Annotated in this window: 23 protein-coding genes and 1 tRNA gene; 12 read left to right on the forward strand and 12 right to left on the reverse strand. The window is 64.6% G+C overall.

Translation table 11 applies throughout. The annotated features are described in order from the left end of the window. Nucleotides 1-20: 20 nt before the first annotated feature. From glpX to C2I35_RS17800, 6 genes are all read left to right on the forward strand, one after another. The gene (gene glpX / locus C2I35_RS17775; RefSeq protein WP_103764440.1) at nt 21-977 is read left to right on the forward strand and encodes a class II fructose-bisphosphatase; all 957 of its coding nucleotides are present in this window, start codon (nt 21-23) and stop codon (nt 975-977) included. A 5-nt stretch (nt 978-982) separates the two neighbouring features. Beyond that, nucleotides 983-1,546, forward strand: a complete 564-nt coding sequence (locus C2I35_RS17780) for an isochorismatase family protein (RefSeq protein ID WP_103764397.1) — start codon at nt 983-985, stop codon at nt 1,544-1,546. Further along, entirely contained in the window at nt 1,543-3,285 is a 1,743-nt protein-coding gene (gene recJ / locus C2I35_RS17785; RefSeq protein WP_103764398.1) for a single-stranded-DNA-specific exonuclease RecJ, read from the forward strand. The genes C2I35_RS17780 and recJ overlap by 4 nt, the downstream gene beginning before the upstream one ends. A 102-nt stretch (nt 3,286-3,387) precedes the next feature. Further along, a tRNA-Glu gene (locus tag C2I35_RS17790) sits at nt 3,388-3,462 on the forward strand. 289 nt (nt 3,463-3,751) lie between these two features. Further along, complete coding sequence (locus tag C2I35_RS17795) at nt 3,752-4,966, forward strand: CaiB/BaiF CoA transferase family protein (protein ID WP_103764441.1); 1,215 nt, start codon at nt 3,752-3,754, stop codon at nt 4,964-4,966. After that, a complete protein-coding gene (locus C2I35_RS17800) occupies nt 4,963-5,697 on the forward strand; it encodes a glutathione binding-like protein (protein ID WP_103764399.1) in 735 nt (244 codons plus the stop codon). Before C2I35_RS17795 ends, C2I35_RS17800 begins: the two co-directional genes overlap by 4 nt. A gap of 87 nt (nt 5,698-5,784) precedes the next feature. Here C2I35_RS17800 and C2I35_RS17805 read toward each other — a convergent pair whose 3' ends face one another. Further along, entirely contained in the window at nt 5,785-7,074 is a 1,290-nt protein-coding gene (locus tag C2I35_RS17805; protein WP_146050065.1) for an amidase, read from the reverse strand. Nucleotides 7,075-7,504: 430 nt separating this feature from the next. On the opposite strand from C2I35_RS17805, the gene C2I35_RS17810 reads away from it, so the two are divergent. The 3 genes from C2I35_RS17810 (at nt 7,505) to C2I35_RS17820 (ending at nt 12,343) form a co-directional block, all read left to right on the forward strand. Further along, nucleotides 7,505-8,587 carry a TRAP transporter substrate-binding protein gene (locus tag C2I35_RS17810; RefSeq protein WP_103764401.1) on the forward strand — a complete coding sequence of 361 codons (1,083 nt, stop codon included), beginning with the start codon at nt 7,505-7,507 and terminating at the stop codon, nt 8,585-8,587. 114 nt (nt 8,588-8,701) lie between these two features. Then, nucleotides 8,702-9,673 carry a TRAP transporter small permease subunit gene (locus C2I35_RS17815; protein ID WP_103764402.1) on the forward strand — a complete coding sequence of 324 codons (972 nt, stop codon included), beginning with the start codon at nt 8,702-8,704 and terminating at the stop codon, nt 9,671-9,673. A 24-nt stretch (nt 9,674-9,697) separates the two neighbouring features. Continuing rightward, on the forward strand, nt 9,698-12,343 hold the full coding sequence (locus C2I35_RS17820; protein WP_103764403.1) for a TRAP transporter large permease subunit: 2,646 nt from the start codon (nt 9,698-9,700) through the stop codon (nt 12,341-12,343). Nucleotides 12,344-12,642: 299 nt separating this feature from the next. Here C2I35_RS17820 and C2I35_RS17825 read toward each other — a convergent pair whose 3' ends face one another. Genes C2I35_RS17825 through C2I35_RS17835 form a run of 3 tightly spaced genes read right to left on the reverse strand, consistent with a single transcriptional unit; the run spans nt 12,643 to nt 14,744 of the window. Beyond that, on the reverse strand, nt 12,643-13,080 hold the full coding sequence (locus C2I35_RS17825; RefSeq protein ID WP_103764404.1) for a response regulator: 438 nt from the start codon (nt 13,078-13,080) through the stop codon (nt 12,643-12,645). Next, nucleotides 13,073-14,251: a sensor histidine kinase gene (locus tag C2I35_RS17830; RefSeq protein WP_146050066.1), complete on the reverse strand. Its 1,179-nt coding sequence runs from the start codon at nt 14,249-14,251 to the stop codon at nt 13,073-13,075. The genes C2I35_RS17825 and C2I35_RS17830 overlap by 8 nt, the downstream gene beginning before the upstream one ends. Then, complete coding sequence (locus C2I35_RS17835; RefSeq protein ID WP_211286173.1) at nt 14,235-14,744, reverse strand: methanogen output domain 1-containing protein; 510 nt, start codon at nt 14,742-14,744, stop codon at nt 14,235-14,237. The genes C2I35_RS17830 and C2I35_RS17835 overlap by 17 nt, the downstream gene beginning before the upstream one ends. A gap of 447 nt (nt 14,745-15,191) precedes the next feature. On the opposite strand from C2I35_RS17835, the gene C2I35_RS17840 reads away from it, so the two are divergent. After that, a complete protein-coding gene (locus C2I35_RS17840; RefSeq protein WP_103764406.1) occupies nt 15,192-16,568 on the forward strand; it encodes a hypothetical protein in 1,377 nt (458 codons plus the stop codon). A gap of 9 nt (nt 16,569-16,577) precedes the next feature. After that, a complete protein-coding gene (locus C2I35_RS17845; RefSeq protein WP_211286174.1) occupies nt 16,578-17,570 on the forward strand; it encodes an NAD(P)H-quinone oxidoreductase in 993 nt (330 codons plus the stop codon). 24 nt (nt 17,571-17,594) lie between these two features. On the opposite strand, the gene C2I35_RS17850 is transcribed toward C2I35_RS17845, so the two are convergent. The 5 genes from C2I35_RS17850 to C2I35_RS17870 are packed head-to-tail and all read right to left on the reverse strand — an operon-like array spanning nt 17,595 to nt 22,387. Further along, nucleotides 17,595-19,073, reverse strand: coding sequence for an aldehyde dehydrogenase (locus C2I35_RS17850; protein WP_103764407.1), 1,479 nt, complete (start codon nt 19,071-19,073; stop codon nt 17,595-17,597). Between the two features lie 8 nt (nt 19,074-19,081). Then, nucleotides 19,082-20,116, reverse strand: a complete 1,035-nt coding sequence (locus tag C2I35_RS17855) for an LLM class flavin-dependent oxidoreductase (RefSeq protein WP_103764408.1) — start codon at nt 20,114-20,116, stop codon at nt 19,082-19,084. 3 nt (nt 20,117-20,119) lie between these two features. Then, a complete protein-coding gene (locus C2I35_RS17860) occupies nt 20,120-21,031 on the reverse strand; it encodes a flavin reductase family protein (RefSeq protein ID WP_103764444.1) in 912 nt (303 codons plus the stop codon). Then, complete coding sequence (locus C2I35_RS17865; protein WP_103764409.1) at nt 21,028-21,816, reverse strand: alpha/beta fold hydrolase; 789 nt, start codon at nt 21,814-21,816, stop codon at nt 21,028-21,030. Before C2I35_RS17865 ends, C2I35_RS17860 begins: the two co-directional genes overlap by 4 nt. Next, the gene (locus tag C2I35_RS17870) at nt 21,788-22,387 is read right to left on the reverse strand and encodes an amino acid synthesis family protein (protein WP_103764410.1); all 600 of its coding nucleotides are present in this window, start codon (nt 22,385-22,387) and stop codon (nt 21,788-21,790) included. Before C2I35_RS17870 ends, C2I35_RS17865 begins: the two co-directional genes overlap by 29 nt. Nucleotides 22,388-22,492: 105 nt before the next feature. Between C2I35_RS17870 and C2I35_RS17875 the strand changes: the two genes are divergently transcribed. After that, complete coding sequence (locus tag C2I35_RS17875; RefSeq protein ID WP_103764411.1) at nt 22,493-23,347, forward strand: LysR family transcriptional regulator; 855 nt, start codon at nt 22,493-22,495, stop codon at nt 23,345-23,347. Between the two features lie 264 nt (nt 23,348-23,611). Here C2I35_RS17875 and C2I35_RS17880 read toward each other — a convergent pair whose 3' ends face one another. The 3 genes from C2I35_RS17880 to C2I35_RS17890 are packed head-to-tail and all read right to left on the reverse strand — an operon-like array spanning nt 23,612 to nt 26,020. After that, nucleotides 23,612-24,298, reverse strand: a complete 687-nt coding sequence (locus C2I35_RS17880) for an ABC transporter ATP-binding protein (RefSeq protein ID WP_103764412.1) — start codon at nt 24,296-24,298, stop codon at nt 23,612-23,614. After that, on the reverse strand, nt 24,295-25,044 hold the full coding sequence (locus C2I35_RS17885) for an ABC transporter ATP-binding protein (RefSeq protein ID WP_103764413.1): 750 nt from the start codon (nt 25,042-25,044) through the stop codon (nt 24,295-24,297). The genes C2I35_RS17880 and C2I35_RS17885 overlap by 4 nt, the downstream gene beginning before the upstream one ends. Beyond that, the gene (locus tag C2I35_RS17890) at nt 25,037-26,020 is read right to left on the reverse strand and encodes a branched-chain amino acid ABC transporter permease (RefSeq protein ID WP_103764445.1); all 984 of its coding nucleotides are present in this window, start codon (nt 26,018-26,020) and stop codon (nt 25,037-25,039) included. The genes C2I35_RS17885 and C2I35_RS17890 overlap by 8 nt, the downstream gene beginning before the upstream one ends.

The raw sequence follows: 26,020 nt of genomic DNA on the forward strand, positions 1-26,020 counted from the left end.
AAGACCCGAAGGACTTTTTCATGACCGCCCCTTTCAACGACGCCCTCCTCTCACTCGCCTTGGCCCGCGTGTCTGAACAAGCCGCGCTTGCCTGCCGCCCGCTGATCGGCCGCGGCGACGAGAAAGCCGCCGATCAGGCCGCCGTGAACGCCATGCGCCAGGAACTGGGCGCGATGGACATCGCCGGCACCGTGGTTATCGGCGAGGGCGAACGGGACGAGGCACCGATGCTCTATATCGGTGAAGAGGTCGGCTCGGGGAACGGCCCTGAGGTCGACATCGCGCTCGACCCGCTCGAAGGCACCACCATCACCGCCAAGGCCATGCCGAACGCGCTCACAGTGATTTCAATGGCGCCGCGTGGCACGATGCTGCACGCGCCGGACGTCTACATGGACAAGCTCGCCGTCGGACCCGGCTATCCCGAGGGCGTGGTCTCGCTCGACATGTCCCCCGCCGAACGGGTCCGGGCCCTTGCCAAGGAGAAGGGCGTCGACCCCTCGGACATCACCGTCTGCGTCTTGGAACGCCCCCGTCACGAGGCCACGATCGCCGAACTGCGCGCCACCGGCGCCTCGATCTATCTCATCGGCGACGGCGACGTGGCCGGCGTCATGCACTGCGCCGATCCCGAGGCGACCGGAATCGACATGTACATGGGCTCTGGCGGCGCACCCGAAGGTGTGCTGGCGGCCGGCGCCCTGAAATGCCTGGGCGGCCAGATCTGGGGTCGGCTGCTCTTTCGCAACGATGACGAGCGGGGCCGCGCCGAAAAGGCCGGCATCACAGATTTCGACCGCGTCTACACAAGGGACGAAATGGTGTCGTCCGACGTGATCTTCGCCGCCACCGGCGTGACGCAAGGCTCGCTGGTCGCCGGGCTCAAGCCGCGAGGCGACAGTATCGAAACCCAAACGCTCCTGCTGCGTTCTTCTACCGGAGAACGCCGCATCATGACCTGTCGCCACCCGATGTGAGACCAATGTTACCTGCCCTCGTCCTTATCGACTTCCAAACCGGCTTTGACGCCGATTTCTGGGGCGCCCGCAACAACCCCGACGCCGAGGATCGCGCGTCCCAGCTCCTGTCGGCGTGGCGCGAACGCGACGCCCCCATTTGCCACGTCCTGCACCTCAGCAAGGTCGTAGGCAGTCCGATCCATCCCGACTCGGGCGGTTGCGAGTTCAAGCCGCAGATGATGCCGCTGACCGGCGAGCCGGTGTTCGAAAAATCCACCAACTCCGCCTTCGTCGACCCCGCGCTTCATTCGCACCTGACATATCTTGGCGCAACCGAACTGGTGATATGCGGACTGACCACGCCGCACTGTGTGTCCACCAACGTTCGCTGGGCCGACAATATCGGCTATGACGTGACGCTCGCACACGATGCCTGCGCCGCCTTTTCGTTCTCCGCCGACACCGGCTGGAACCCCGACCTGTCACCGATGGATCCCGAACCGATCCACACCACCGCCGTATCGCACCTGCACGGCGAGTTCTGCCGGGCCCGCTCCGTCGCCGCGATCCTGCGCGACCTTTCATGAGCTACCTCGGAGTCGCGCGCTCCCTGACCGGGCGCCGCTGGATAGGCCCCACCCCCGATACTGACCGCCTCGCCGAGGCGATGGCACAGGACACCACCCTGCCCCGTCCCCTCTGCCAGACGCTGGCGCGCCTCGGCGTGACCTCCTCCGACGCTGCGGCATATCTCGACCCCAAGCTGCGCGACCTCATGCCCGATCCGCGCAGCCTGAAGGACATGGAAACCGCCGCCGCACGATTCCTTCAGGCGGTCGAACGGCGCGAGAAAATTGCCGTCTTCGCCGACTACGATGTCGACGGAGGCGCGTCGGCGGCCCTCCTGATCGACTGGCTGCGCCAGATGGGATTGAACGCCACGCTCTACGTTCCCGACCGCATCGACGAAGGCTACGGCCCGAACGCCCCCGCCATGGCCGAACTCGCCGCCGCGCACGATCTGATCCTCTGCGTCGATTGCGGCACACTCAGCCACGAGGCGCTGGCCGCCGCCACCGCCGCCGATGTCGTCGTGCTCGATCACCATCTCGGTGGCGAAACCCTGCCGCCCGCACTGGCCGTGGTGAACCCCAACCGTCAGGATGAAAGCGGCGACCTTTCGCATCTCTGCGCCGCTGCCGTGGTGTTCCTCATGCTGGTCGAGGCCGGCCGCCAACTGCGCGACGCCGGCAAACAAGGCCCCGATCTCATGGCGATGCTCGACCTCGTGGCCTTGGCCACCGTCGCTGACGTGGCCCCTCTGCGCGACGTCAACCGCGCCTTCGTACGCACGGGCCTCGCCGTCATGGGCCAGCGCCGCCGCCCCGGCCTCGTGGCGCTGGGTGACGTGTCGCGGCTCGATACCGCGCCCACCGCCTATCACCTCGGCTTCGTCCTCGGCCCGCGCGTCAATGCCGGCGGCCGGGTGGGCCGCGCCGATCTGGGCGCGCGCCTTCTGGCCTGCAACGACCCGGCCGAGGCTGTGTCGTTGGCCGAGAAACTGGACGAACTCAACACCGAGCGCCGCGACGTCGAAACCGCCGTCCGCGCCGCCGCCCTCGATCAGGCCGAGGAGCGCGGTCTCGACGCTCCCCTTGTCTGGGCCGCGGGCGAAGGCTGGCATCCGGGCGTCGTCGGAATCGTCGCCTCGCGCCTCAAGGAAGCCACCAACCGCCCCGCCATCGTCATCGGCTTTGACGGAGACGAAGGCAAGGGCTCGGGCCGTTCGGTCTCCGGCGTCGATCTCGGCCACGCCATCCAGCGCCTTGCCGCCGAGGGGCTTTTGCTCAAGGGCGGCGGGCACAGGATGGCCGCCGGCCTGACCGTGGCACGGGGCAAGCTCGACGCCGCGATGACCCGCCTCTCCGACCTCCTCGCCCGCCAGGGTGCAGGCAGCTCCGGCCCCGCTGACCTGGCGCTTGATGGCCTGCTTATGCCCGGCGCCGCCACGCCGGAACTCGTTGACCAGATCGAACAGGCCGGCCCCTTCGGCGCCGGCGCACCCGGCCCCCGCTATGCCTTTTCCGACATGGGCATCACCTTCGCCAAGCGTGTCGGCGAAAGCCACCTGAAGATCCGCTTCGGTGATGGCACCGGGCCAAGTCTCGACGCAATTGCCTTTGGCGCTTACGACACGGCGCTGGGCCAGGCTTTGGAACAGCATGGCGGCGCACGGTTCCACCTGGCCGGACGCCTTGACATCAACACCTGGGGCGGCCGCCAGACCGTGCAACTCCGCCTCGAAGACGCCGCTCCCGCCGCCTGAGCGCCACGTCCCGCCCAGGCTCCGCGATACCCGCAAAATTATGCAAGAATCCCCTTGCGCCGGTCGCGGCTTTTTCATAGTTACACGCTCACGCCAAGGCATGGCCCGTTCGTCTATCGGTTAGGACGCCAGGTTTTCAACCTGGAAAGAGGGGTTCGATTCCCCTACGGGCTGCCACTTCTCCCTTGCATGCCAGCTCCCTGCGCAACTGCGCCTTCATTCCGTTTGGGGTCGAGGACTCACGGTCGCCCCCAAGGTGCAGACCTCGAATTTGCACGTCAAAGCACCCGCAGCACGGCCAAGAGCGGTCACAAGATTGCGATGCAGTGGCCGCAAGCCGCTGTGCCGCGCCAGGTAGCAAGCGGACCGCGCCGGCATTCCTTGGTTTGTATCTCGGCGCAGGACGGTTCAGAGTTGCGGCGGGGTCTGCTCCCCCGGCACAAGGATCATAGTGGAGACGCACCAGATGCCAGGACCGCTGCACGGGTATCGTATAATTGACCTGACGACGATGATCTCTGGCCCGCTGGCCACGATGACGCTTGCCGATCAGGGCGCCGAGGTGATCAAGATCGAACACCCGGAAGGCGGCGATCACAGCCGTCAGGTGACCGGACGGCGCGGCGGCTTCTCGGCCTCGTTCCTCAACAACAATCGCGGCAAGAAATCCGTCACGCTGAACCTCAAGGATCCGCGCGGCGTTGCGGCCGCGCTGCGCCTCTGCCAGTCGGCGGACGTCTTCGTGCAGAACTTCCGCCCCGGCGTGGCCGAGCGGATCGGGCTGGGCGAGGCGGCGGTGCGCGCGGTACGACCCGACATCATCTACACCTCCATCGCCGGTTTCGGGTTTCACGGCGACTGGGCCGGCAAGCCCGTCTACGACCCGCTTATTCAGGCACTGTCCGGGCTGGCCAGCGTGCAGGGCGGCGCGGATGCCGCGCGTCCCCGGTTGGTGCGCACCATCCTGCCCGACAAGCTGACCGCGATCCAGACCGCTCAAAGCATCACTGCCGCCTTGCTGGCCCGCGGACGCACCGGTGAAGGCAGCCACGTGCGGATATCCATGCTGGACACGGTGCTGGCCTTTCTCTGGAGCTCGGACATGGCCGGCTACACCTTCATCGGTGACGAGGTCGAACCGGAGAAAAGCGCCGATGCGCAGACCTTCGTGGAACTCATTTACCAGACCAGGGATGGCTGGATGGCAGTCTCGGCCCACACCGACAACACCTGGGCCGGGCTCGCCGCCGCGGTGAACCGGCCCGACTGGCTGAACGACCCGCGTTTTGCCACGGTCGCGGCGCGCGAAGAGAACAAGCCCGCGCGGCTGGAACTGACGCAGGAGGCGCTGCTGCAGGACACGACCGCCAACTGGATGGACCGCCTTGGCGCCCATGACGTGCCCTGCGCCCCGGTCCTGACCCGGGCCGAGGTTTACGCCCACCCGCAGGTCGCCGCCAATCGGATCATCCTCGAACAGGATCACCCCCAGGCCGGCCCGCTGCGCCAGACGCAGACGCCGGCCCGGTTTTCCGCCACGCCGCCAGACGTCCCCCGCCCTGCCCGACGGCTTGGCGAAGACACCCGCACCGTGTTGGCAGAGGCGGGCTACGCCGCGGCCGAAATCGACGCGATGATAGCGGACGGCATCGCCACCGACACGCAGGACAGCACCGAATGATAGACTTCTACTATGCCCCCACGCCCAACGGCTGGAAGGCCGCCATAATGCTCGAGGAGACGGGGTTGGACTATCGCCCGATCCTTATGCGCCTCAGCGAGGGGGACCAGTTTGCCCCCGGCTTTCTTCAGATCAGCCCCAATGCAAAGATGCCAGCCATCGTCGATCACGCGCCCGATGCGACGTGGGGCGACACCCCCGTGCCGGTGTTCGAGTCCGGTGCGATTCTGCTTTACCTTGCTGACAAGACCGGCCAGTTCGCCCCGCCCGAAAGCGACCTGCGTGCCCGGAAAGAACTGATGGAGTGGCTGTTCTGGCAGGTCGGGAACCAGGGGCCGATGGGCGGACAGCTCAGCCATTTCCGCAATTACGCCCCGGAGGACGAGCGCGACTACGGCTTCAAGCGCTACCTGGGCGAATACGACCGCAACCTCGGCGTCCTCGAGGCACGCCTGGAGACGCGCGACTATATCCTGGGCGACTACTCCATCGCGGACATGCTGGCCTTTCCGTGGGCCTTCATCGCAAAGCCGCTCGGCGCCTCGCTGGATGATTTTCCCCGCGTGGCCGACTGGCGGGCCAGGATCAAGGCACGCCCGGCTGTGCAACGCGCGATCGACTTGCACAAATCCGAACAGAATGGCGGACGCCACCGGGTGGACAACAACAGCATCCTGTTCAACCAATCCGCCGCCTCGTTCAAGTCCAAGCCCGACGACGGCACGGCGTAGTCACGACCATCCACCCTACCGCTCGAACGTGGCAGCCTTTCTCTTGATGTCCGACCCACCGGTATCACGCGGCACGATGCGGCGACTTCAATCAGGAAGAAAGCGCGACATAAGCCAGTCTGCGACCGTCAGAACCCCTCGGTCGTTTCCCATCGCTCCCACAACCTGAACGCCCATGGGCAGGCCCGCATCCGTCTGCAACAGAGGCACCGAGCAACACGGAAGGCCCAGCAGGCTCCAGATCCGGTTGAAACTGGGCGACCCAGTCCCGCTTTCAAAAAGCGGTGCGGGTCCCGTGGACGAGGGCGTCAACCAGACTGCATCGCGCGGCACAAGCCCGTCGACCAGATGGCGCAAGCTGCGCATGGCCTGCCTGTCCGCAATCTTTTGATCGCCTGCAAAGGCGCTGCCTTTTTCCAGCTCGGCTCTCAGCGCGTCCGACAGCAGGTCTGGCCATTCGGCATGTTCATGGGCCAGCGCCTCCGCCGCTTCCATCGCCATGATTCGCGCATGCAGCCCCGGCGCATCCTCAAACGCGGCCACGATCTCGGGCGCGAACTCACACTCCGAGACCTTGTCACCCAGCCCCGTCTCAAACGCCGCCCATGCCTGCACCAGCTCCGGCTCGGCCTCGTTCCACACGGGCGAGCGGTAGACTGGCAGTTTCGGCGGCGCGGCACTTGCATCCGGTTGCAGGTCCAGCCCTGTCAGCGCCTCGACGAAAAGCGCCGCATCCGGCACGGACCGCGCGAACACCCCAACTGTATCCAGGCCGCGCGAAAGCGGTGCGACACCGCCGGTTTCGACCAGATCGAAGGACGGTTTGAACCCCACCACACCGCAGAACGACGCCGGGCGAATGATCGAACCGGAGGTCTGCGTCCCGAAGGCAAGCGGCACCATGCCACACGCGACCGCGGCGGCCGAACCCGAGGACGATCCTCCGGGCGTGCGGCTCGGATCATGCGGGTTGCGCGTGCGTGTCGGCTGATAAAACGCGAACTCGGTCGTTTCCGTCTTTCCAAGCGCGATACCACCCGCGCCGCGCGCCAGCGCGACCGCCCCCGCATCGAACCCTGCAACCCGATCCTTCCAGATCGCGGAACCGCAACGCCACGGCATGTCTCTGACCGCAAAGATATCTTTCACCGCGATGGGGACACCGCGAAGTTTGCCGGAAACAGGCGCAGCATCGATCCTCTCTGCTGCGTCCAGTGCTCCGCTTTCATCCACGTAAACCCACGCCTTCAGCTCCGGCTCCAGTTGCTCGATGATCTCCAGCCGCTGCCGCACCGCCTGCGTGGCGGTCATCTCACCCGACTCGATCATGCGTGCGGTCTCGATCGCGCCCGGTGCGTTCTTCGTCAATGCCGACAATATTCTTGCTCCCTGATCCAATACCGGTTCGTCCGCAGATCGACCCGCGCATTACCCAACGTCACCTTACGAGAATCCCGCGAGCCTGCGCGCGGCAAACTAGCTCTCGTTCGCAATCTTGCGAGCGGATGGACGGCATGTTCTGCCGCACCGATCGACTTGCAATCAGCTCCGCCCCTCAATCGCTACAATATTAATCACTTGAGCGGAGCCGTGCCGCAATTTCGTGCATAAAACAATGATTGTCACGAAATGCATAACAGCTATGTTTCCTGCAATGGGTTGGGCACCATTTGCATCGCTCAGCGAGCGCATTGGGGGTTGCTGCTTATGGTTTGAAAACGGACGCGACTGACGTACTCAGTCTCACAGCTAGGTGCTCGCACGAAAACACCCCGAACAAAAATACCATCAACAGGAGGAATGAAGAATGGAGAGACGTAAGTTTCTGAAATACGCCACGACCGGCGCAGCCGCTTCGGCACTGGCCGCACCCGCGGTCGCACAAGACCGGATCGAAATGACGATCGTATCGACCTGGGGCCGTGACTTCCCGGGTCTCGGCACCAGTGCCCAACGCCTGGCAGCGCGAATCGAGGAAGTGACCGAAGGACGGATCGCCGTGCAATACTTCGCTGCCGGCGAGCGCGTGGGCGCGTTCGACAGCTTTGACGAGGTCGCCTCTGGCAACGCAAGCGCCTATATCGGCACCGATTACTATTGGAAGGGCAAGCACCCCGGCTGGGCGCCATTCACGGCCGTCCCCTTCGGCCTGACCTACTCCGAGATTGACGCCTGGATGAAGTTCGGCGGCGGTCAGGATCTGCTGGACAAGATCGGCGCCGAGTTCGGCATCAAGGGCATTCCGTGTGGCAACACCGGCCTGCAGATGGGCGGCTGGTTCAACAAGGAAATCAACTCGCCCGAAGATCTCAAGGGCCTCAAGATGCGTATCCCCGGCCTCGGCGGCGACGTCATGGCCAAGGTCGGCGCCTCGCCGGTTTCGCTTCCGGGTGGTCAGATCTACGAAAACCTCGTTTCGGGCGCCATCGACGCGACCGAATGGGTGGGTCCGTGGAACGACTTCTTCCTCAAGCTCTACGAGGCGGCGCAATACTATTACTGGCCGGGTATGCACGAGCCGGCCTCGCAGGTCAGCCTGGGCATGAACAAGGACTGGTGGGACGCCCTGAGCGAAAGCGACAAGCGCATCATCACCGTCTGCTGTGCCGAAGAGAACGCCCGCCAGCCCGCCGAGACCAACTATCAAAACGGTATCTACCTGAACCGTCTGGTCAACGAGTACGGCGTGGAGCTGCGCGAGTTCAACGATGACGTCTACGAGGCATTCGGCGAGGCCGCGACCGAGGTGATCGAGGAAACCCGCGATCACAGCGCCCTGGCTGCCGAGATCATCGACAGCTTCCTCGAGGCCCGCAACAACGTCGGTGTCTGGAGCAACTACTCCGATGCGCCCTACGTGGCGAAGCGCAACCGCTTCCTGCGTATCTGACGGCCTCTTGGTCATTCACGCTGGCACAAACAACGGCCAGCCCTGTCGAGGCGGAAGACATTCCGCCTCGGCCAACGTATAACGGGACGCTGAATTTTCTGGGAGGGGCCTGCGATGGTCAGTGCTGATATGGGGGCGCCAGCAGTCGTGCCTCGCGCGTTCGGTTGGCTTGTTCTAAGTGCCACCGCCGCATTTCTGATCAACGCCATCCTCAGGTTCTGGTTCGACCTGCCCGGTGCAGGCGCAGTCCTGTCAGGCGGCGGCGCGCTGGCCGCATTGCAGCTTGGCATCTACGCGCTTTTCGCCGTGGTCGCCCTTTATGGCGTTCTGCGATCCCGCGACATCTCCCTTCGCACCGATGCGGCTCGGGTCGCGGCGCTCAACACCTTCCTCGTCCGCGCGGCGTTCTGGGTCGTCCTTCTGGTCGGCGTAGGTGACGCGGTTGTCTCGTTCCTGCGCGTGAACGGCCAACTCGAGGCCGTCGTCGGCTCCGACCTGGCCGGCAGCCTGGGCCGGGCCGAGTATCGTGGACTCTACTTTCACACCCCGCTGGTGATCCTCGGCATACTGATCGCCGCCGTGACCCGGTCACTTGGCTTTATATGGCTGGCCCTGCTGGTCGTGGTGGCGGAGCTTCTGATCGTCTTCAGCCGCTTCGTATTCTCTTACGAACAGGCCTTCATGGCCGATCTCGTCCGGTTCTGGTACGGTGCTCTGTTCCTGTTCGCCTCGGCCTACACCCTGTACGAGGACGGCCACGTTCGCGTCGACCTCTTCTATGCAAGCATGCGTCGCGAAGCCAAGGGCAAGGTCAACGCCTGGGGCGCCGTCCTTTTGGGCCTGTCGCTGTGCTGGACGATCCTGATCGTGGGCTTCGGTTCTTCGTCCAGTATCATCGTCGGCCCGATCCTCGTGTTCGAAGTCACACAGTCGGGCTTCGGCATGTATGTGAAATACTTCATGGCCGGATTCCTCGGGGTGTTCGCCGTGACGATGATGCTGCAATTCGTGGCGCAGTTCTTCGAAGCAATCGCCGACAAACGTGGCGAACCGGGTGCGCGGCAGACGCACGCGGACATGATGTAACCGAACTCGACGGGAACCGCGCGTATGGAAATCGTCTTCCTCCTCTTGCTTGTCTTCATCATGGCCGCAGCCCTGGGGTCCGGCTATCCGGTCGCCTTTTCGCTGCCCGGTGCCGCGATCATCACGGTCCTTCTGGCCGCCGGCGCGGGTTATCTCTTCGGGGGCGGAACGGACGCCTTTTTCGTGTCCGGCGGTCCCTCGCAATGGCTCAGCGCCGGGGTGACCAATCTCCGAGGGGTCTATTGGGAACCCGAACGCGACACGCTGATCGCAATTCCTCTCTTCATCTTCATGGGCATCATGCTGCAACGCTCAAAGATCGCAGAGGATCTTCTCGTGACCATGGCCCAGCTCTTCGGCCCGGTCCCCGGGGGCCTAGGCATTTCGGTCGTGGTCGTGGGCGCCTTGCTGGCGGCAACCACCGGTATCGTCGGTGCAACCGTGGTCGCCATGGGCCTGATCTCGCTGCCCGCGATGATGCGCAACGGCTACGCCAACCCGCTGTCCACGGGCATCATCTCGGCCTCCGGCACACTGGGCCAGATCATCCCGCCTTCCATCGTGCTGATCATCCTCGCCGACCAGCTGGCCTCCGCAGTGGACCAGGCCGGACAGGCGCGCCAGGACCTCTACAAGGAAGTCACCGGCGAACTGACCATGCCGTCCGAATTCGCCGTGGGATCGACCAGTGCGGGCGACATGTTCCTCGGCGCGCTGGTGCCGGGCCTGGTGCTTGTCGGGCTCTACATCCTCTTTATCCTCGCCGTTGCCCTGATCCGCCCACGCTATGCGCCCGCCGTGCCATACGAAGGCCGCTACGACCTGAAATTCGCAGGCAGGGTGTTGCTCGCGATGGTGCCGCCGCTGGCCCTGATCGTCATGGTCCTGGGCTCGATCATCGGCGGCATCGCCACCGTGAACCAAGCCGGCGCAATCGGTGCCATCGGCGCCATGATCATGGCCGGCTACCGCCTTTACGAAGGCGGCGGACGCCTGCGCTACGTGCCCGCGATCATCTCCCTCATCGGGCTTGGCGTCATCGGATACGTGCTGTCGAACTATGACACCAACATCCAGAACATCACCAATGCCGACGACCAGTTCGGCGTCAATCTGGCGGTGTTCGGCGTCATCCTGACCGTGATCGGCATCGCCTGGAGCGGCTATCGCGCCTATGTCACCGAAAACGCCCTGACCGGCGTGATGCTCGAAACGGCCAAGACCACGTCACTGGTCTTCATCATCCTGCTCGGCGCCGCGATGCTGACCGCCGCCTTCCGTGCCTTTGGCGGCGAGGAACTGGTCAAGCACTTCCTCGAAGGTCTCCCGGGCGGCTTCTGGACCAAGTTCGCCATCGTGATGCTGGTGATCTTCGTCCTTGGCTTCTTCCTCGATTTCATCGAGATCGCCGTCGTGGTGGTGCCGATCGTCGCGCCGATCCTTCTGGCGGACCCCGAGGCGAACGTGACCGCCGTCTGGCTCGGCGTCATGATCGGGTTGAACATCCAGACGTCCTTCCTCACGCCTCCCTTCGGATTTGCGCTCTTCTACCTGCGCGGCGTGGCGTCCAAGGCCGTGAAGACCATCCAGATCTATATCGGCGTGCTGCCGTTCATCGGGCTGCAGCTGCTCTCGCTCGTCATCGTCGCCTACTATCCACCGTTGGTAAACTACCTGCCGATGCGCAGCTCGCTGACGGCAGAAACCGCGCCGCCGCCGATCAATCCCGCGCTGCAATACTGTGTCGAGGAATACGTGGCCCAGGAATTCGCCCAGAACGGGGACGAGATCGAAACCGCCATCGACCGCGCGGCGGGGCTTGACCTGTCCTATCTGCCCGACGACGTGCGTGAAGATTTCGAGCGCGGCGTCTCCAAGGCGCGCGAGGCCCTGCCGATGATGCAGGAGATCGAGGATATCAAGGCAGAGCTCGCCGCACAGGCCGTCGACTATCGCCCGCAACACAGTTTCGTGCGCGGCCTGCAAAGCGAAGCGCGGATCATCAATGCCGAGCTTGAAGACCTGCGCGTGCAGGTCAGTCGCGGCTTCGGCGATACAGAGGCCTTGCAGGCGCGGGCCGAGGAAATGGAAGCCGAGCGCGAAGCGATCCTCGCCCAGATTCCTGAAAGCTGGGACGAGGCGGAACAGGCCTATAGCCAGATCACCGCAAATGATCGTCGCGCGCGCAACCTCTACCGTCGGACGGTCGACCAGGCCTACGAGCCAGTCCAGGAGCTGAGGCAGATCATCATGTCAGCCGACGCGCTGGCCGAGATCGAGGGCGAACTGCAGCCCCTTGCCCGTGACGCGGCCGACATGGACCGCGAGACCGCGGACGCGCGCTTCAAGGAGGTCGAACGCATGTTCGGCGACGTGGCAGGCGGCAACGAGATCCGCGGCCTGCTCTCCGACGCCCGCCGCGAGATCGACGCCCGCACGCCCAATCCCGAACGCGCGCTGGAGTTCATCGAAGAGGCACAGGCCCTTTACGAGCAAGAGCTGGCATGGCGCTCCCGCGCGGCCGAAGAGTTGCTGCCCGAGCTTGACCGCTACGACATGGCCATTCGCGATACGATCGGCTTGCGCAAGCAACCGAAACTGCCAAGGGAACAGGCGCTCTTCATCGCATCGTGCAACGCCGAGCATCGTGACATCTCGCTGAACTTCTGATGGCATAAGGTCCCGCGGAAACTAGAAGGCCGAGGCCCCCGGCGTACCGATGGCGCTCCGGTCTGCGACCGGTCCGGGCGTCGCGCGTCGGGCCGCTCAGCTTGCGCCAGGCATTCGCGACGGCGGGGGCAATCGGCGGCGTGCCGGGGTGTCGCTTCCGATCAGTTCGCAGATACGAAATACCCCGGATGGCCAGCATGGCCAAATGTCGCGCCACGCCCGCCCGATCCGTCGTCCATTCCGAAATTGCCGGACCCCACTCCGGCCCTATCGGAGGCAGGTCTTCACCATGTTTTGGGTCAAACCACGGGTCGGCCCGCCGCCTTCAATTTTGCGGCGATCGCTTCGATCTGCGCCTGCACCAACGGCTTGTTGGCAAACTCGTCGATGGCACAAAACGCCTTCGCCCGCTCGATATCCTGCGGATTGACCGAAGAGGTCAGCATCACGATGATCATCCGGCAGAAATCTTTTCCGAACCGCGCCAATGCTTCCTCCAGAAATTCGAACCCGTTCATCCTAGGCATGTTTATGTCCAGAAACAGCACGTCGATCACCGGCCTGTCGGGCCGTTCGAGGAACGCCAGCGCCTCTTCGGCCATGGCAAACTTGATAAGGTTGTTCACCAGCCCCGTGCGTCGCATCAGCCGCTCGCAGGCCGCGTGAAAAAACGTGTCGTCATCGATCAACATCACGGTCTCGATGGCCGCGCTTGCGCCGTCCGTCAGGTCAGTCATCGCGTGCAACGTTCAGCTTGAGGATAAAGATCGACCCGCCGTCCGGGTTCTCGTCGACATCGAGCGTCCCGTTCAGATTCTGAACAATCCGGCGGCACATCGTCAGGCCCAGGCCGCTGCCGGGTATCTCGTCATGCCGATGCAGCCGGCTGAACAGGTCGAAGATCCTGGCGCGGTACTCCGGCGCGATGCCGACGCCGTTATCCGCGACCCTGATCGTCACCATTTCGTCCGAGTCGGCCTCTTCCGCACCGATATCGATCTTGGCAGGCCGGTCGGGGTGGCGGAACTTGATCGCGTTCGACAGCAGGTTCTGGAACAACACGCGCAGCATCACTGGCTCGCCCGAAACAACCGGTAGCGGGCCGGTGCGCACCGTGGCCGACGCGCCCGTGATCTCGGCCCTGAGGTCGGCGATCACATCCGCGAGAACCTCCTCCAGCGGGCAAGGCTCGCAGGGCATGACCGACCCGATAAGCTCCGTGTAGTGCAAAAGGTCCTCTATCAGCACCGACATGCGCGACAGCGTCTCTCGGCTCATCCCGACCAGTTCCGCCTTCTCTCGGTCCAGCGCGCGACTGCCGCACGCGTCCAGTTCAGACAACAGCATCGAAACCGTCTGAAGCGGCGATTTCAGGTCGTGCGATACCGCATAGGCAAAGGACTTCAATTCCGCATTGGCGGCGTTCAGGTCATTGTTCGCCTTCTCAAGACACAGACGGTGCTGGCGTTCCCGGCGCGCCCTCTCATTGGCGCCCTCCAGTTCGGCATTCAACTCCCGAAAAGGTTTGCCCAACGCGTCGCCGCTTTCCGACACCAGCACGAAACGGTTCGGCGCGCGTGTCCCGTTACGGATCGCGCCAACCCGGAACCGGATGCGGCGTGGCAGCCCGGGCCTCTTTGCGCGCAGTGGCAGCAGCATCGCATCGCCGGAGGCTGCGATTAACATTTCCCGCACCGCGTCTTCCAGCGATATCTCGAACACGTCCGGCAAGGCCCAGCGCTCTGGTACGGCTTCGTCTTGGAACAGGTGACGCACCAGCTTTTCAGCTCCTGCATTCGCCACATGCACGCGCGCCGCGCGGTCGACAAGCATCGCGTGTTTCGGCAATGCTTGAAAGGCACTTACCTCGTTGTCGCGGTGCCGCGCCGCGTCAGCCAAAGAACTCACGGCCCGCCTCGCCTTCGGTAAGGTGCACGATCACCCGACAACCCAGGTCGCCGCGTGCGATGGTTTGAGGCTTTTCCACCCGCGCATAGCCCAAGTTGCTGGCTGCAATCCGGCCAAACACGCTCGTTGTCATCATGCACAGCGATTCCCGGCCCTCGACCTGATCCGCGAACGGACAGCTGCTGTTGACCAGAACAATCTTCTCGGGCGAGATCGACTCAACCTTGAACGCGCCCTCGATCCGCTCTTTCAGGTCCACCAGCGCCTGCGCCACCTGCGTCACATCAAGCGCATCAGTCTCAAAGATCGCCCGGTATTCCTCATTCATCGTTTCGCCGATCCGCGATCCGACCCGCCCAATGAACCCTTCCGCCGCTTCCAGGCCAACACGGGATTCCAGCACGTTCGCAAGTTCGCTCAGTAGCTCTCTCAGGAATTCGTCGCGATTGCGGCTGATCACCTTGTCAGCACCCGCGATTGGCGCCATTTCCATCCAATCTTCTCCGGCTGTTGGTTTCGTATCCCGATGCTAGGGCAAAGAGATTAACGAAACACCAAGAGCGCGCGGCTCCCCAAGGTCCACCTGCTCGAAATTTCACCACGCAAAAACAACACCTTGTCTTAAATTTCACCTGCTGGACCTGGAAACATCGGCCAATCACGCGTTCCAATCTGGACTTCGCCTCGCCCCTCGCGGAAGTTGCCCCTGCAGGATACACAGCCATGACCCACACCGCACCAGACGCCCCCGGACACGCACCTATGCTCGTGCGGGAACAACGCACCGCCCCGGCGGTTTCCTTCTCAGCACGGCCGACACAGCCCGACTCATCCAAGAAAGTCGCCATGAGTGATCTCTCCAGACCCGCCCGGGATACGTATCACGGTCCACCCGGCAAATCCGGCGCGGCCCTGCACACTGCCTTCGGTACGCGCGTTCATGGCTGACTTTCTTCTGACATCAGGGCGCTGGCGTGACATTCTCAATTCGCTGCTGGCGCTCTACCTTCTGGGCACCGGGGTCGCGGCCATCGTGTTGCCGGTGCCGGAACTCCCGGCGGTCTTTGCCCTCTTGGCGTTGGCGCTGCTCAACCGTCACGGCCTTAATCGCCCGGCCTGGATCATCGGAAGCATCGTTCTGATGCTCTTGCTATGGGGCAGCATCGGCGGCTGGCTAACGGCGACGGGCGGCCTTGGCAGGTTCACTTTCCTGTCGGCCTTCCTCATCGCGCTCGGGCTGCTCAGTCGCGCGGCCTCGCGCGCGCCCGACATCCGCCGGGCCGCCGCCGTGATGGCAAGCCGCCCGCGCGGGGCGCGCTACCTCTTCGTGTCTCTCGGCACCCACATCTTCGGGATCTTCCTCAATTTCGGCGCCGCCAGCCTGATGGCCACCTTGCTGGCCCAGATTCGCGACAAGCTGGAACAGCAGAACGCGGTCGGGAACCTGACCCTCGCGATGCTGCGCGGCTTCGGCGCCATGCCAATGTGGTCGCCCCTGGCGTTGTCGACCATCGTCACCCTCTCGATCCTGCCCGAGGTCGATTATTTCCAGATCCTGCCCTATGGTCTGGTCGCCGCCGGCCTGTATCTCTTCGCGGGCTATATCGCGTCGCGAAGCACCCTCGCCGACCCTGACCAGAAGACCCTGACACGCGCCATGCCAACCCTTCCCGAACAGCTCATCCTCCTGCGCGTCGTCGCCCGTGTTGCAGCGCTGGTTGCGGTCGCCTTCACGCTCCACCGTTTTGCAGGCCTCTCCATGCCCGCCGCTGTGCTGGTGGCGGTGGTGGTCTTCTCGCTGGCCTGGTGGGCGATCCAGATCGTCTCCGGCAATGCCCCCGGACTGCAGCGCGAACTGGCCGTCACCGCGCAATCGGGCGTCAACGAGCTTGTCGTGGTTTCCTGCGCGGGCTTTCTTGGCGCCGTCATCGCCTGGTTCGTGAGCAGCGTCGACGGCGCCCTGCCAACGCCGCCCACCGCGCTACTGCCCCTGCTTGTCGCTTTGGTGCCGTTGGCGATGGTGACGGGCGGCCTCCTGGCGCTCAATCCGATCGTTTCGGCCAGCATATTGCTGGGCGTACTGCACCCGCTGGTGCCGACCCCGGCCCTCCTTTGGCTGGCGCTGGCCGCGATCCTCGGCTGGGGTGTCACCGCCAGCTCGACCCCCTTCACCGCCAACGTGCTGATCACCACCCGGATCATGCAGGTCGAACCGGCCCCGCTCCTGCGCCGCGGCAACCTGAAGCTGACCGTTTTGTCGCTCGCCGCGCTGGGTCTCTTCCTGGCCATCGGCACGTTTCTCGCACTCCAAGCCTAGGAGCCCTCGATGACCTCGACCATGCAAGCCATCTTCGCCAGCAAGCCCGGCGGCCCCGACGTTCTGCGCCCCCGTGAGGTCCCGGTTCCGCAGCCCGGCCCGGACGAGGTGCTGATCCGCGTCGCCGCCGCCGGTGTGAACCGCCCCGACCTGCTTCAGCGCGAGGGCGCCTATCCCCCGCCTCCCGGCGTGACCGAAGTGCTCGGCCTCGAAGTCGCCGGCGAAATCGTGGCCTGCGGCGACGAGGTGCTGTCGTTCTCGCCGGGCGACAAGGTCTGTGCGCTGGTGGCGGGCGGCGGCTACGCCGAATACTGCGTCGCGCCGGCGCCACAGGTGCTACCCTGGCCCACCGGCCTGTCGGCAGTCGAGGCCGCAGCCCTGCCCGAAACCTACTTCACCGTCTGGACCAACCTCTTTCGCATCGCGCGCCTTGCCCAGGGCGAAAGCGTTCTGATCCACGGCGGCGCAAGCGGCATCGGCACCACCGCGATCCAGCTCGCGCGCGCCATGGGCGCCACCGTCTACGCCACCGCCGGCACCGACGACAAATGCCAGGCCTGCCGAGATCTCGGCGCCACGGAGGCGATCAATTACAAGACCGCACGCTTCGAGGACGAAATCACCCGCCTCACGGACGGCCGGGGCGTCGATGTCATCCTCGACATGATCTGCGCCGAGTATCTCGACCGCAACCTCGCCTCGCTCGCGGTCTCGGGGCGGCTGGTCGTCATCGCCTTTCTCGGAGGCGGCGAGGCACAGGTTGATATCAAGGCGTTGGTCAGCAAGCGCCAGACCCTGTGCGGCAGCACCTTGCGCCCGCAATCGCCTCAGGAAAAAGGCCTTATCGCGGCCGACCTGTCGGCACAGGTCTGGCCGCTGCTGGAACAGGGCACGGTCCGCCCTCTGATCAACTCCGTCCACCCGCTCGCCCGCGCCTGCGATGCCCATGCCGAGCTTGAGGCAGGCAATCACGTGGGTAAGATCGTCCTGACGGTCGACTGACCACGCGCAGGCGCGCCGAACGCGTCAACGCATCACGAAGGGATTTGCCATCGGGGAGGGGGACGTGTTGATCCACGTCGTCTTGGTGCGCGTGTAGTCATGGATTGCGTCCAGACCCGCCTCGCGCCCATACCCCGAGCGGTCGACCCCTCCGAAGGGCGCGATCGGAGATACGGCGCGATAGGTATTCACCCAACAAATCCCCGCCTTGAGCCGCGATGACACCCGGTGCGCACGCGCCAGGTTCTCGGTGAAAACCCCGGACCCAAGGCCGAAGGGCGTGCCGTTGGCAAGCGCGATGGCCTCTTCCTCGGTGTCGAAGGGCAAGAGCGACATCACAGGGCCGAACATTTCGACCTTCAGCGTCTCAGTCTCCGCATCGGCGCATTCCACAAGCGTCGGCGCCATATAATTTCCGGGCCGGTCCAACGGCGCACCCCCAAAGCGAATAGTCGCGCCCCCGGCCACAGCCGCAGCAAGGGTCTTTTCGATCTTGTGAACCTGGTCCGTCGTGCAGAGCGGTCCAATCTGCGTTCCGGCGTCGAGCGGGTCGCCGATGACCACCCCCTTCATCTTTTCTTCGATCTTTCCCGCCACCGCATCCAGAACCGAGCGGTGCACCAACCCGCGCGATCCGGCCACGCAGCTTTGGCCGGACGCGCCGAAATTGCCCGCGATCAGTCCGTTCGCGGCACCGTCCAGATCCGCATCCTCGAAAACCAGGATGGGAGATTTTCCGCCAAGTTCCAGCGTCGTGACCGCGAAGTTCTCGGCTGAATTGCGCACCACGTGGCGTGCCGTGTCGGGTCCGCCGGTAAAGGCGATGCGGTCGACATCCGGATGCCGGGTCAGCGGGATAGCACAGTTCTCCGCGTCGCCCGTGATGACCGAGACGACACCCGCAGGAAAGCCGGCGCGCTCAATCAGACGTGCGAATTCGAGCATGGGCGCAGGCGCGGTTTCGGCCGCCTTCAAGACCACGGCACAGCCCGCCGCAAGCGCAGGTCCAAGCTTTGTCGCGGTCAGGAACATCTGCGCGTTCCACGGCACGATGGCGGCCACGACACCAATCGGCTCGCGCCGCGTAAAGACATGCATGTCGGGTTTGTCGATCGGCAGCACGGCACCTTCGATCTTGTCGGCCAGCCCCGCGTAATAGCGATAGTAGTCGCCCACATAGGCAGTCTGGCTCGACGTCTCGGCCAGCAACTTGCCACTATCGGTGGTCTCGATCCGTCCGATCTCGGCGGCATTTTCCTCGATCAGGTCGGCCAGCCGGTACAGCAGCTTGCCCCGCTGCGTCTGGGTCATGTCGCGCCACACGGGATCGTTCAGCGCGCGGCGGGCCGCAAGGATCGCGCGGTCGACGTCCGATTTCGAGGCGCAGGCGAACGTCGCCCAGTCCTCGCCGGTTGCCGGGTTCTGCGAGGTCATGATCTGGCCGTCGGACCCTTCGGTCCAGGACCCGTCGATGAAAAGCTGGTAGTGCGGTCGGGCGTTCATATCGGTCCTCACGTAAAGGCGGGCATGACATCGTCGATAAAGCGGGCGAGCGACGCGCGTTTACGCTCGAAGCTCATGCCGCTGTCGATCCAGAAGGAATACTCGTCATAGCCAAGGTCTTCGTATTTCCTGATCTTGGCAATGACATCTTCGGCGGTACCGATGGTCAGGTCCCGGGCCATGTTCTCCGGCGCCATCATGGCGTTGCCCGCGATCTCCTCGTCCGAAAGCGGCGCAAGCAGGCCCTGTTCGACGGGGCGCTTGTTCTGGAACCAGGCTCCGAAATAGCAATAGAACCGCGAGAACTCCCGCGCCGCCCGGTCAACGTCATCGGCATCCGCGCCGACATAGGTATGATGCAAGAGCATGATCTTGGGGCGCGGGCCATCGTGGCTCTCGCAGGCCGCGTTGAAGCGGGCCATCAGTGTTTCGATCTCGTCCATCCCCTGCCAGAGTGGCGTCACCTGTATGTTGAACCCGTTGTGCACGCCGAATTCGTGGCTGTTGGGGTCGCGCGCGGCGATCCAGATCGGCGGGCCGCCATCCTGCAGCGGCTTGGGCGCGGCGGTTGTGGCGGGAAAACTGTAGAATGCGCCTTCGTGGGCGCAGTCGCCAGCCCAGAGCTTGGGCAGCAGCGGCGTGCTCTCGCGCATTCTCTGCCCCGCTTCCCAGGCATCCATGCCCGGCATGAGCCGTTGGTATTCGTAGGAATAGGCACCGCGGGCAATGCCAAGCTCGATGCGTCCGTCTGTCATCAGGTCCGCCGCCGCGGCCTCGCCGGCCAGCTTGATCGGGTGCCAGAACGGCGCGATGATCGTCCCCGTCCCCAGCTTCACGTTTCGGGTGTGGTGGGACAGGTTGACCAGTGTCGTCAGCGGGTTCGGTGCGATGGTGAATTCCATCCCGTGATGCTCGCCGGTCCATATGGCGCGCATACCGGCCTCGTCCGCCATCTTGCAAAGCGCGATCAGCTCTTCATTCAGCTGACGGTGTGATTGTTCGGGCGTCAGGCGCTCCATGTGCACGAAAAGAGAGAAATCCATGCGTCAGGTCCTTTCAGGCAAATGGTGAACATCTCCGCGCCGGGCATCGCCAACATAGAGGCCGAAGCTGCGGGTCTCGGCCTCCTCTGCAAAGCGGTGCATCATCTGCGTGATCGCCGCCGTTGCGAAGGTCAGCCCGGGAATGTCGCGGATCGGATGACGGGTGAATGCCGAACCTGCGGCCGAGGCATTCGCCAGGAAATAGGAGCATTGGACATTGCCGTCGTCGAACACCGCGTAGGCAGGCCCCAGGCGGACGGGCTGGCCGCGCGAACCGAGGTTTCCCGCAAGTGTTCGGCGGACATGTTGCCGCTCGGTCGAGATCACCTGTGGCGGGCGATAGCCGGCATCGGTCTTTTCAAGAAGGACCTCATCGCCTTCAGTGATGATCGCCCCCAGCAGGGCCGTGTTGCCCGCAGGGTCGAGCGCGGCGCGCTCAAGGCCGAGGCTGAAGAACTGCCCGCCTGCATATCCAAGGCCGCGTCCGGCGTCGTGATGAAAGGCACGCACCTCGCCGAGCAGGATGGCGTGATCGCCCGCGTCGACCACTTGGTGCGTCGTGCAGGAGAATTGCGCGAGCGCCCCGTCAATTAGGACGTTGCCATGCGGGTCCGCCCGGTGCGGGGTGCGGGCAAAGCGGTCTCCCTTGAAGGTCGCAAAGGTATTGGCCACGTCTTCCTGCCCTTCGGCAAGGACGTTGACGGCAAAGTGCGAACAGCTTGCGAAACTGTCGTAGGACGACAGGAACCTGCCCGGGCAGACCAGCAGGAGCGGCGGATCAAGCGAAACCGAAGAGAACGAATTGGCCGTGAACCCCAGCGGCGTCCCATCCGCCGCCTTGCAGGTCACGACCGTGACGCCGGTCATGAAGCTGCCGAAAGCCCGGCGCAGCGCGCGCGGATCGAGTGCGCTCATGGCCATACCTCCCGCGCGAGGTCGAGCATCGCGGCGTTCACCTCATCGGCATGGGTCATAGGCATCATGTGCGCCGCGCCCTCGACAATCAGTGCACGGCCGCGCGGCGCCAGCACAGCCATGGCGCGCGACATATCAGGCGTGGAATTCGGCTCCAGCGCCCCGGTTGCAAAGAGCGCGGGACAGGCCAGCGACCGCAGTGCCGTCCGGCTCGGTCCCCGGGACTCCGCAAACGCCGTGTAGGCCAGTTTGTAGCCTCGCGGGTCCACATTGCGCAGCCAGGTCTCGCAGGCGGACCGCTCGGGCGAGGCCGCATCGCCGAACCAGCGGTGCAGCGTCGACGACGGATCTGGCGCGCGCGTTTCGTCAAAACTGGCGGCCCGCGCCCGAACCGCCGCATCGGCCTCCGGCGTGCGCTCGAAGACGGCGTTGAGCGCGGCGACCGCGCAGACATGCGACGGCGCGCGTACGGCCACGTCGAGAGCGATCATCGCGCCCATGGAATGTCCCACCAGCATCGCGGCTTGCGGCAAGGTTTCGACCACCGCCAGGGCGGCCTCCACGTAGGTCTCCAATGTCGGCGTTCCGTCCGGGCACTGGCTGCCGCCATGGCCCGGCATGTCCGGTGCGATGACGCGATAGTCGCCCCCCAGCGTGTCGACCTGCGGCCCCCAGGCATCGGCGTTCAGGCCAACCCCGTGCAGCAACACCACGGGGTGCCCCTCGCCGACGTCGATCGCCGACAGGCCGGCAACCTCAGACCGCGGCAGGATTGTCGACGTCATGGCCCAAATCCTTCAGGTCCTGATAGCGATCCCCGATCCGGTGATGCGGCCGGCCGGACAATGCCGCGCCCAGCACGACGATGACCTCGTCATCGCGCGGCGCATCGGGGATTGAGAACTGTATAGTCAGATAGTGCGACCGCCTCCCGGCATCGTTCTTGTCCATCAACGGCACCATGATAGGCGCGTTGGCGGGGCCGCGGGTGTTGGTGAAAGCGAGATAGGACTTGGCCTCTACCGCCTCTCGGAAATGATTGCCGAAGCGCAGCGTGTGGATCAGGCCCGACGCGTGCTCAATCTCTCCATCCAACCCCACGACGGCGGCCTTGCCATAAGCCTCGATCGCGGCGCCGCTGCCGGCAAGGCCGATCATCCTCTCTGTCAACATCTTGCCCAGGACCGGCCCATAGGCCTGTATCTCGGGCTTAAGATCCGGCACGAAACGGCCGGCCCACGGGTTTTTCAGGACAGCGGCAACCGCGAACATGCGCCAGGGCGCCTCGGCCGCACGGAACCCCTCGACAAGAACCTCCTCGTCATAGGTCACTATCTTCCTGATCTCGGGCGTCATCTCATCCTCCGTTCGCTTTGAACCAGAGTTAGAAAATGGCGGATTTTTTGACAAATGATCGTTTCATGTGCTTAGGTATTAGCAACACTTATATCTAGCTTGACCATGGCAAAATCCCTTCCTCCTCTCGGCTGGCTGCGCTCTTTCGAGGCCGCGGCGCGTCACCTGAGCTTTACGGCCGCGGCCGAGGAACTGGGCCTGACCCAATCCGCCATAAGCCAGCAGGTGAAGTCCCTGGAGACACGGCTGGGTGTCCCACTTTTCACGCGACGCGCGCGCGGACTTGCCCTGACGGATGTCGGCCGGCGTCTGCTGCCCAATGTCGAAGCGCCACTTCAAGCCTTGGCGACCGCAATGGTTGGTATGGACACGGAACCGCCGGGGGGAATACTTACGATTGCGGCCTCGGTCAGCGTGGCACAATGGATCATCGCACCGTGGCTGCCGGAGTTTCGTCTCCGCCATCCGACCACCAATATCCGGCTGCTGAGTGCGATCTGGCCGGACGATTATCATTTGTTCCGCGCCGATATCGAGATACGCTTCGGATCAGCACGCCAAGTCGGGCCCGATGCCGACGCCATTTTGCCGAACCGTCTGATTGCCGTGAAATCCCCGAAACTTGCGGGGGGCTTGCAGGACCTGCCCCTTATCGAAGCGGTCGGCACCTCCAGCGGCTGGCAAAGCTGGTCCAAGGCGATCGGGAAGACGCCGCAGCCAGCCCTGCAAACCGATACCTACGGGATGGCACTGCATCTCGCGTCGCTTGGCAACGGCGTCGCATTGGTCAACGAGTGGCTGGCGGGCCACGCGTTGCAAACCGGACTGGTCGAGCGCGCCCACCCCGCGTCGATCCCGGCTCACGAGGGGTATTACCTGTCGATCGATCAGAGCAAGCCAGCGGCTGCAGAGATGCGCGCATGGCTGATGCAAGGCGATCCCGATCACAGCGCGCGATAGGCTCAGGTTCCATTGATCGACTTGTGACGGCATTGGCGGCCTGAATCATGCTCTCCAGTTATGGGAGGGTGTGATGAGCACTCTTTTCTGCCTGACGGACCAGCAGATGGTACGGCGCGCTCTTCGAAACTCCGGGCACCTTCATGTGCGGCAAGACGTTGTCACATAGGGCCCAGCGAACCGACGACCGCCAGCGCCATGACCTTGATTGTCCCGACCGACCACGGGCCAACCTGACGACGCCCCCCCGCAGCCCCGCGCCGTTCAAACGCCCACGAACCGCACCGTGATATCCGGCGTCAGCGCGTCCATGTTACCCGCCCACACCGTTTTACCCCGCTCCAGCAGCACAGCGCGGTCCGCCACCTGCGCCAGTTCCTTTACCGACTTGTCGATCACCAGCAGCGCCATACCCGACGCGCCGCGCACCTGTCCCAAAGCCGCCCAGATTTCCGCCCGAACGAGCGGTGCAAGCCCCTCGGTGGCCTCGTCGAGGATCATCAGCCTTGGGTTGGTCATCAGCGCCCGGCCAATCGCCAGCATCTGCTGCTCGCCCCCCGACAGTGACGCCGCCACCTGCCCCGCACGCTCTTCCAGCCGCGGAAACAAGTCCGCCACCCGCGCCCGGTCCCATGGGCCGGGCCGGGCCGCTGCCAACAGGTTCTCCGCAACCGTCAGGTCCCGGAAACACCGCCGCCCCTCGGGCACAAGGCCAATCCCCAGCCGCGCGGCCCGGTGGCTCGGCAGATTGTGCAAATCCTGGCCGTCGAAGCGCAATACACCCCGGCTGGGGATCATCCGGCAGATCGCCCGCACCGTGGTGGTCTTGCCCATCCCGTTGCGCCCCATCAGCGCCACGGCCTCGCCCGCGCCCACCTTCAGGTCCACGCCGAACAGCGCCTGGCTAGCGCCATAGCTTGCCTCCAGCCCTTCGACCTGCAACAGGCTCATGCCTCTTCCCCCAGATAGGCGTCGCGCACCGCCCGGTCCGCCCGGATCTCGGCCACTGTCCCCGTCGCGATGATCCGCCCGTAGACCAGCACACTGATCCGGTCCGCCAGGGCAAAGACCGCGTCCATGTCATGCTCCACCAACAGGATCGGCGCCGTGCCGCGCAATTCGCTCAGGAATCCCGTCATCCGTTTCGAGCCTTCCGCGCCCAGCCCCGCCATCGGCTCGTCCATCACGAAGGCGCGCGGGCCAAGGCTCAGCGCCACCGCCACTTCCAACTGCCGCCGCTGCCCGTGCGACAGGTCCGCACACCGCGTCGTCGCCACGTCCTCCAGCCCCACCTGCGCCAGCGCCGCCTCTGCCCTGTCGCGCAAATCGGCCTGGCGCAACGCCGCCCCGAAGAACCGCCAGGGCCGCCCCACGGCCCCCAGCGCGCCCAGCACCACGTTCTGCAGCACCGTGTCTTCCATCGCCAATTGCGACACCTGAAACGTGCGGCCCAGCCCGGCCCGCGCCCGCGCCGCAGCCCCCGTTCGGGTCACGTCCGTCCCGCCCAGCCACACCTGTCCGGCATCCGGGCGCAAAAGCCCGCAAACCTGCTGGATCAACGTCGACTTGCCCGCGCCATTGGGCCCGATGATGGCGTGAATCTCTCCCGCCTTCAGGTCGAGCGACACGTCCTCGCTCGCCGTCAAAGCGCCGAACCGCTTCGTGATCCCCCGCGTCTCCAGCACCAGCTCAGTCATGCGCGACCGCCCTGCCCGCCAAGAGCCCCACGATGCCACCCCGCGCAAACAGCACGATCAAGAGCAGGATTACCCCCAGCCAGATCAACCAGAACTCCGTCAGCCCGCCCAGCCAATGCTCCAGCACGACGAACACCGCCGCCCCCACCACCGGACCGAACAGCCGCCCGACTCCGCCCAGGATGACAAGGATGATGATCTCGCCCGAGAACTGCCAGCTGAACATCGTCGGGCTGACAAACCGGTTGAGATCGGCAAAGAGCGCCCCAGCCAGCCCCGTGATCGCGCCCGAAATCACGAAGGCCACCAGCTTCAGACGCATCGGGTTCAGCCCCACCGTCTCCACCCGCACCGGCACCTGCCGTGCCGCGTTCAACGCCAAACCGAAAGGCGACCGCATCAGCCGCGCGTTCAGCCACAGCACCGCGCAGAGGATCGCGAAACAAACCCCGAAGAACTGGATCGGCACCAGCGTGTTCAGCCCCGGAAAGCCGTTGCGCACATAGATCGACAGGCCGTCTTCGCCACCATAGGCGCTCCACGAGATCGCGAAGTAGAAAAACATCTGGCCAAAGGCCAGCGTAATCATGATGAAATAGACCCCGCTCGTGCGCAGGCTCAAAACCCCGATCACCAGCGCCGCCAGTGCCGAGGCCACGACGGCCACCAGCCATATCACCGGCATGCTCTTGGTGCCTTCGATCAGCATCGGCCATTCGGTCACCGCGGTGTAGGTCTGCGCATGATGCGCCAGTATGCCCATCGCATATCCGCCGATGCCAAAGAACACCGCATGCCCCAGGCTGACCAGCCCGCCCAGCCCCAGCGCGATGTTCAGCCCCACCGCGGCCAGCGCCAAAATCGCCACACGGGTCGCCAGCGTGATGGTGAAGGGCTCGTCCGCCACGAGCGCCCAAAGCGGCACCGCAACCAGCCCGGCCAGAACCGCGAAATTGACCCAGAATTCCCGGCTCAT

Source organism: Roseovarius confluentis (assembly GCF_002917925.1).
Lineage (GTDB): Bacteria > Pseudomonadota > Alphaproteobacteria > Rhodobacterales > Rhodobacteraceae > Roseovarius > Roseovarius confluentis.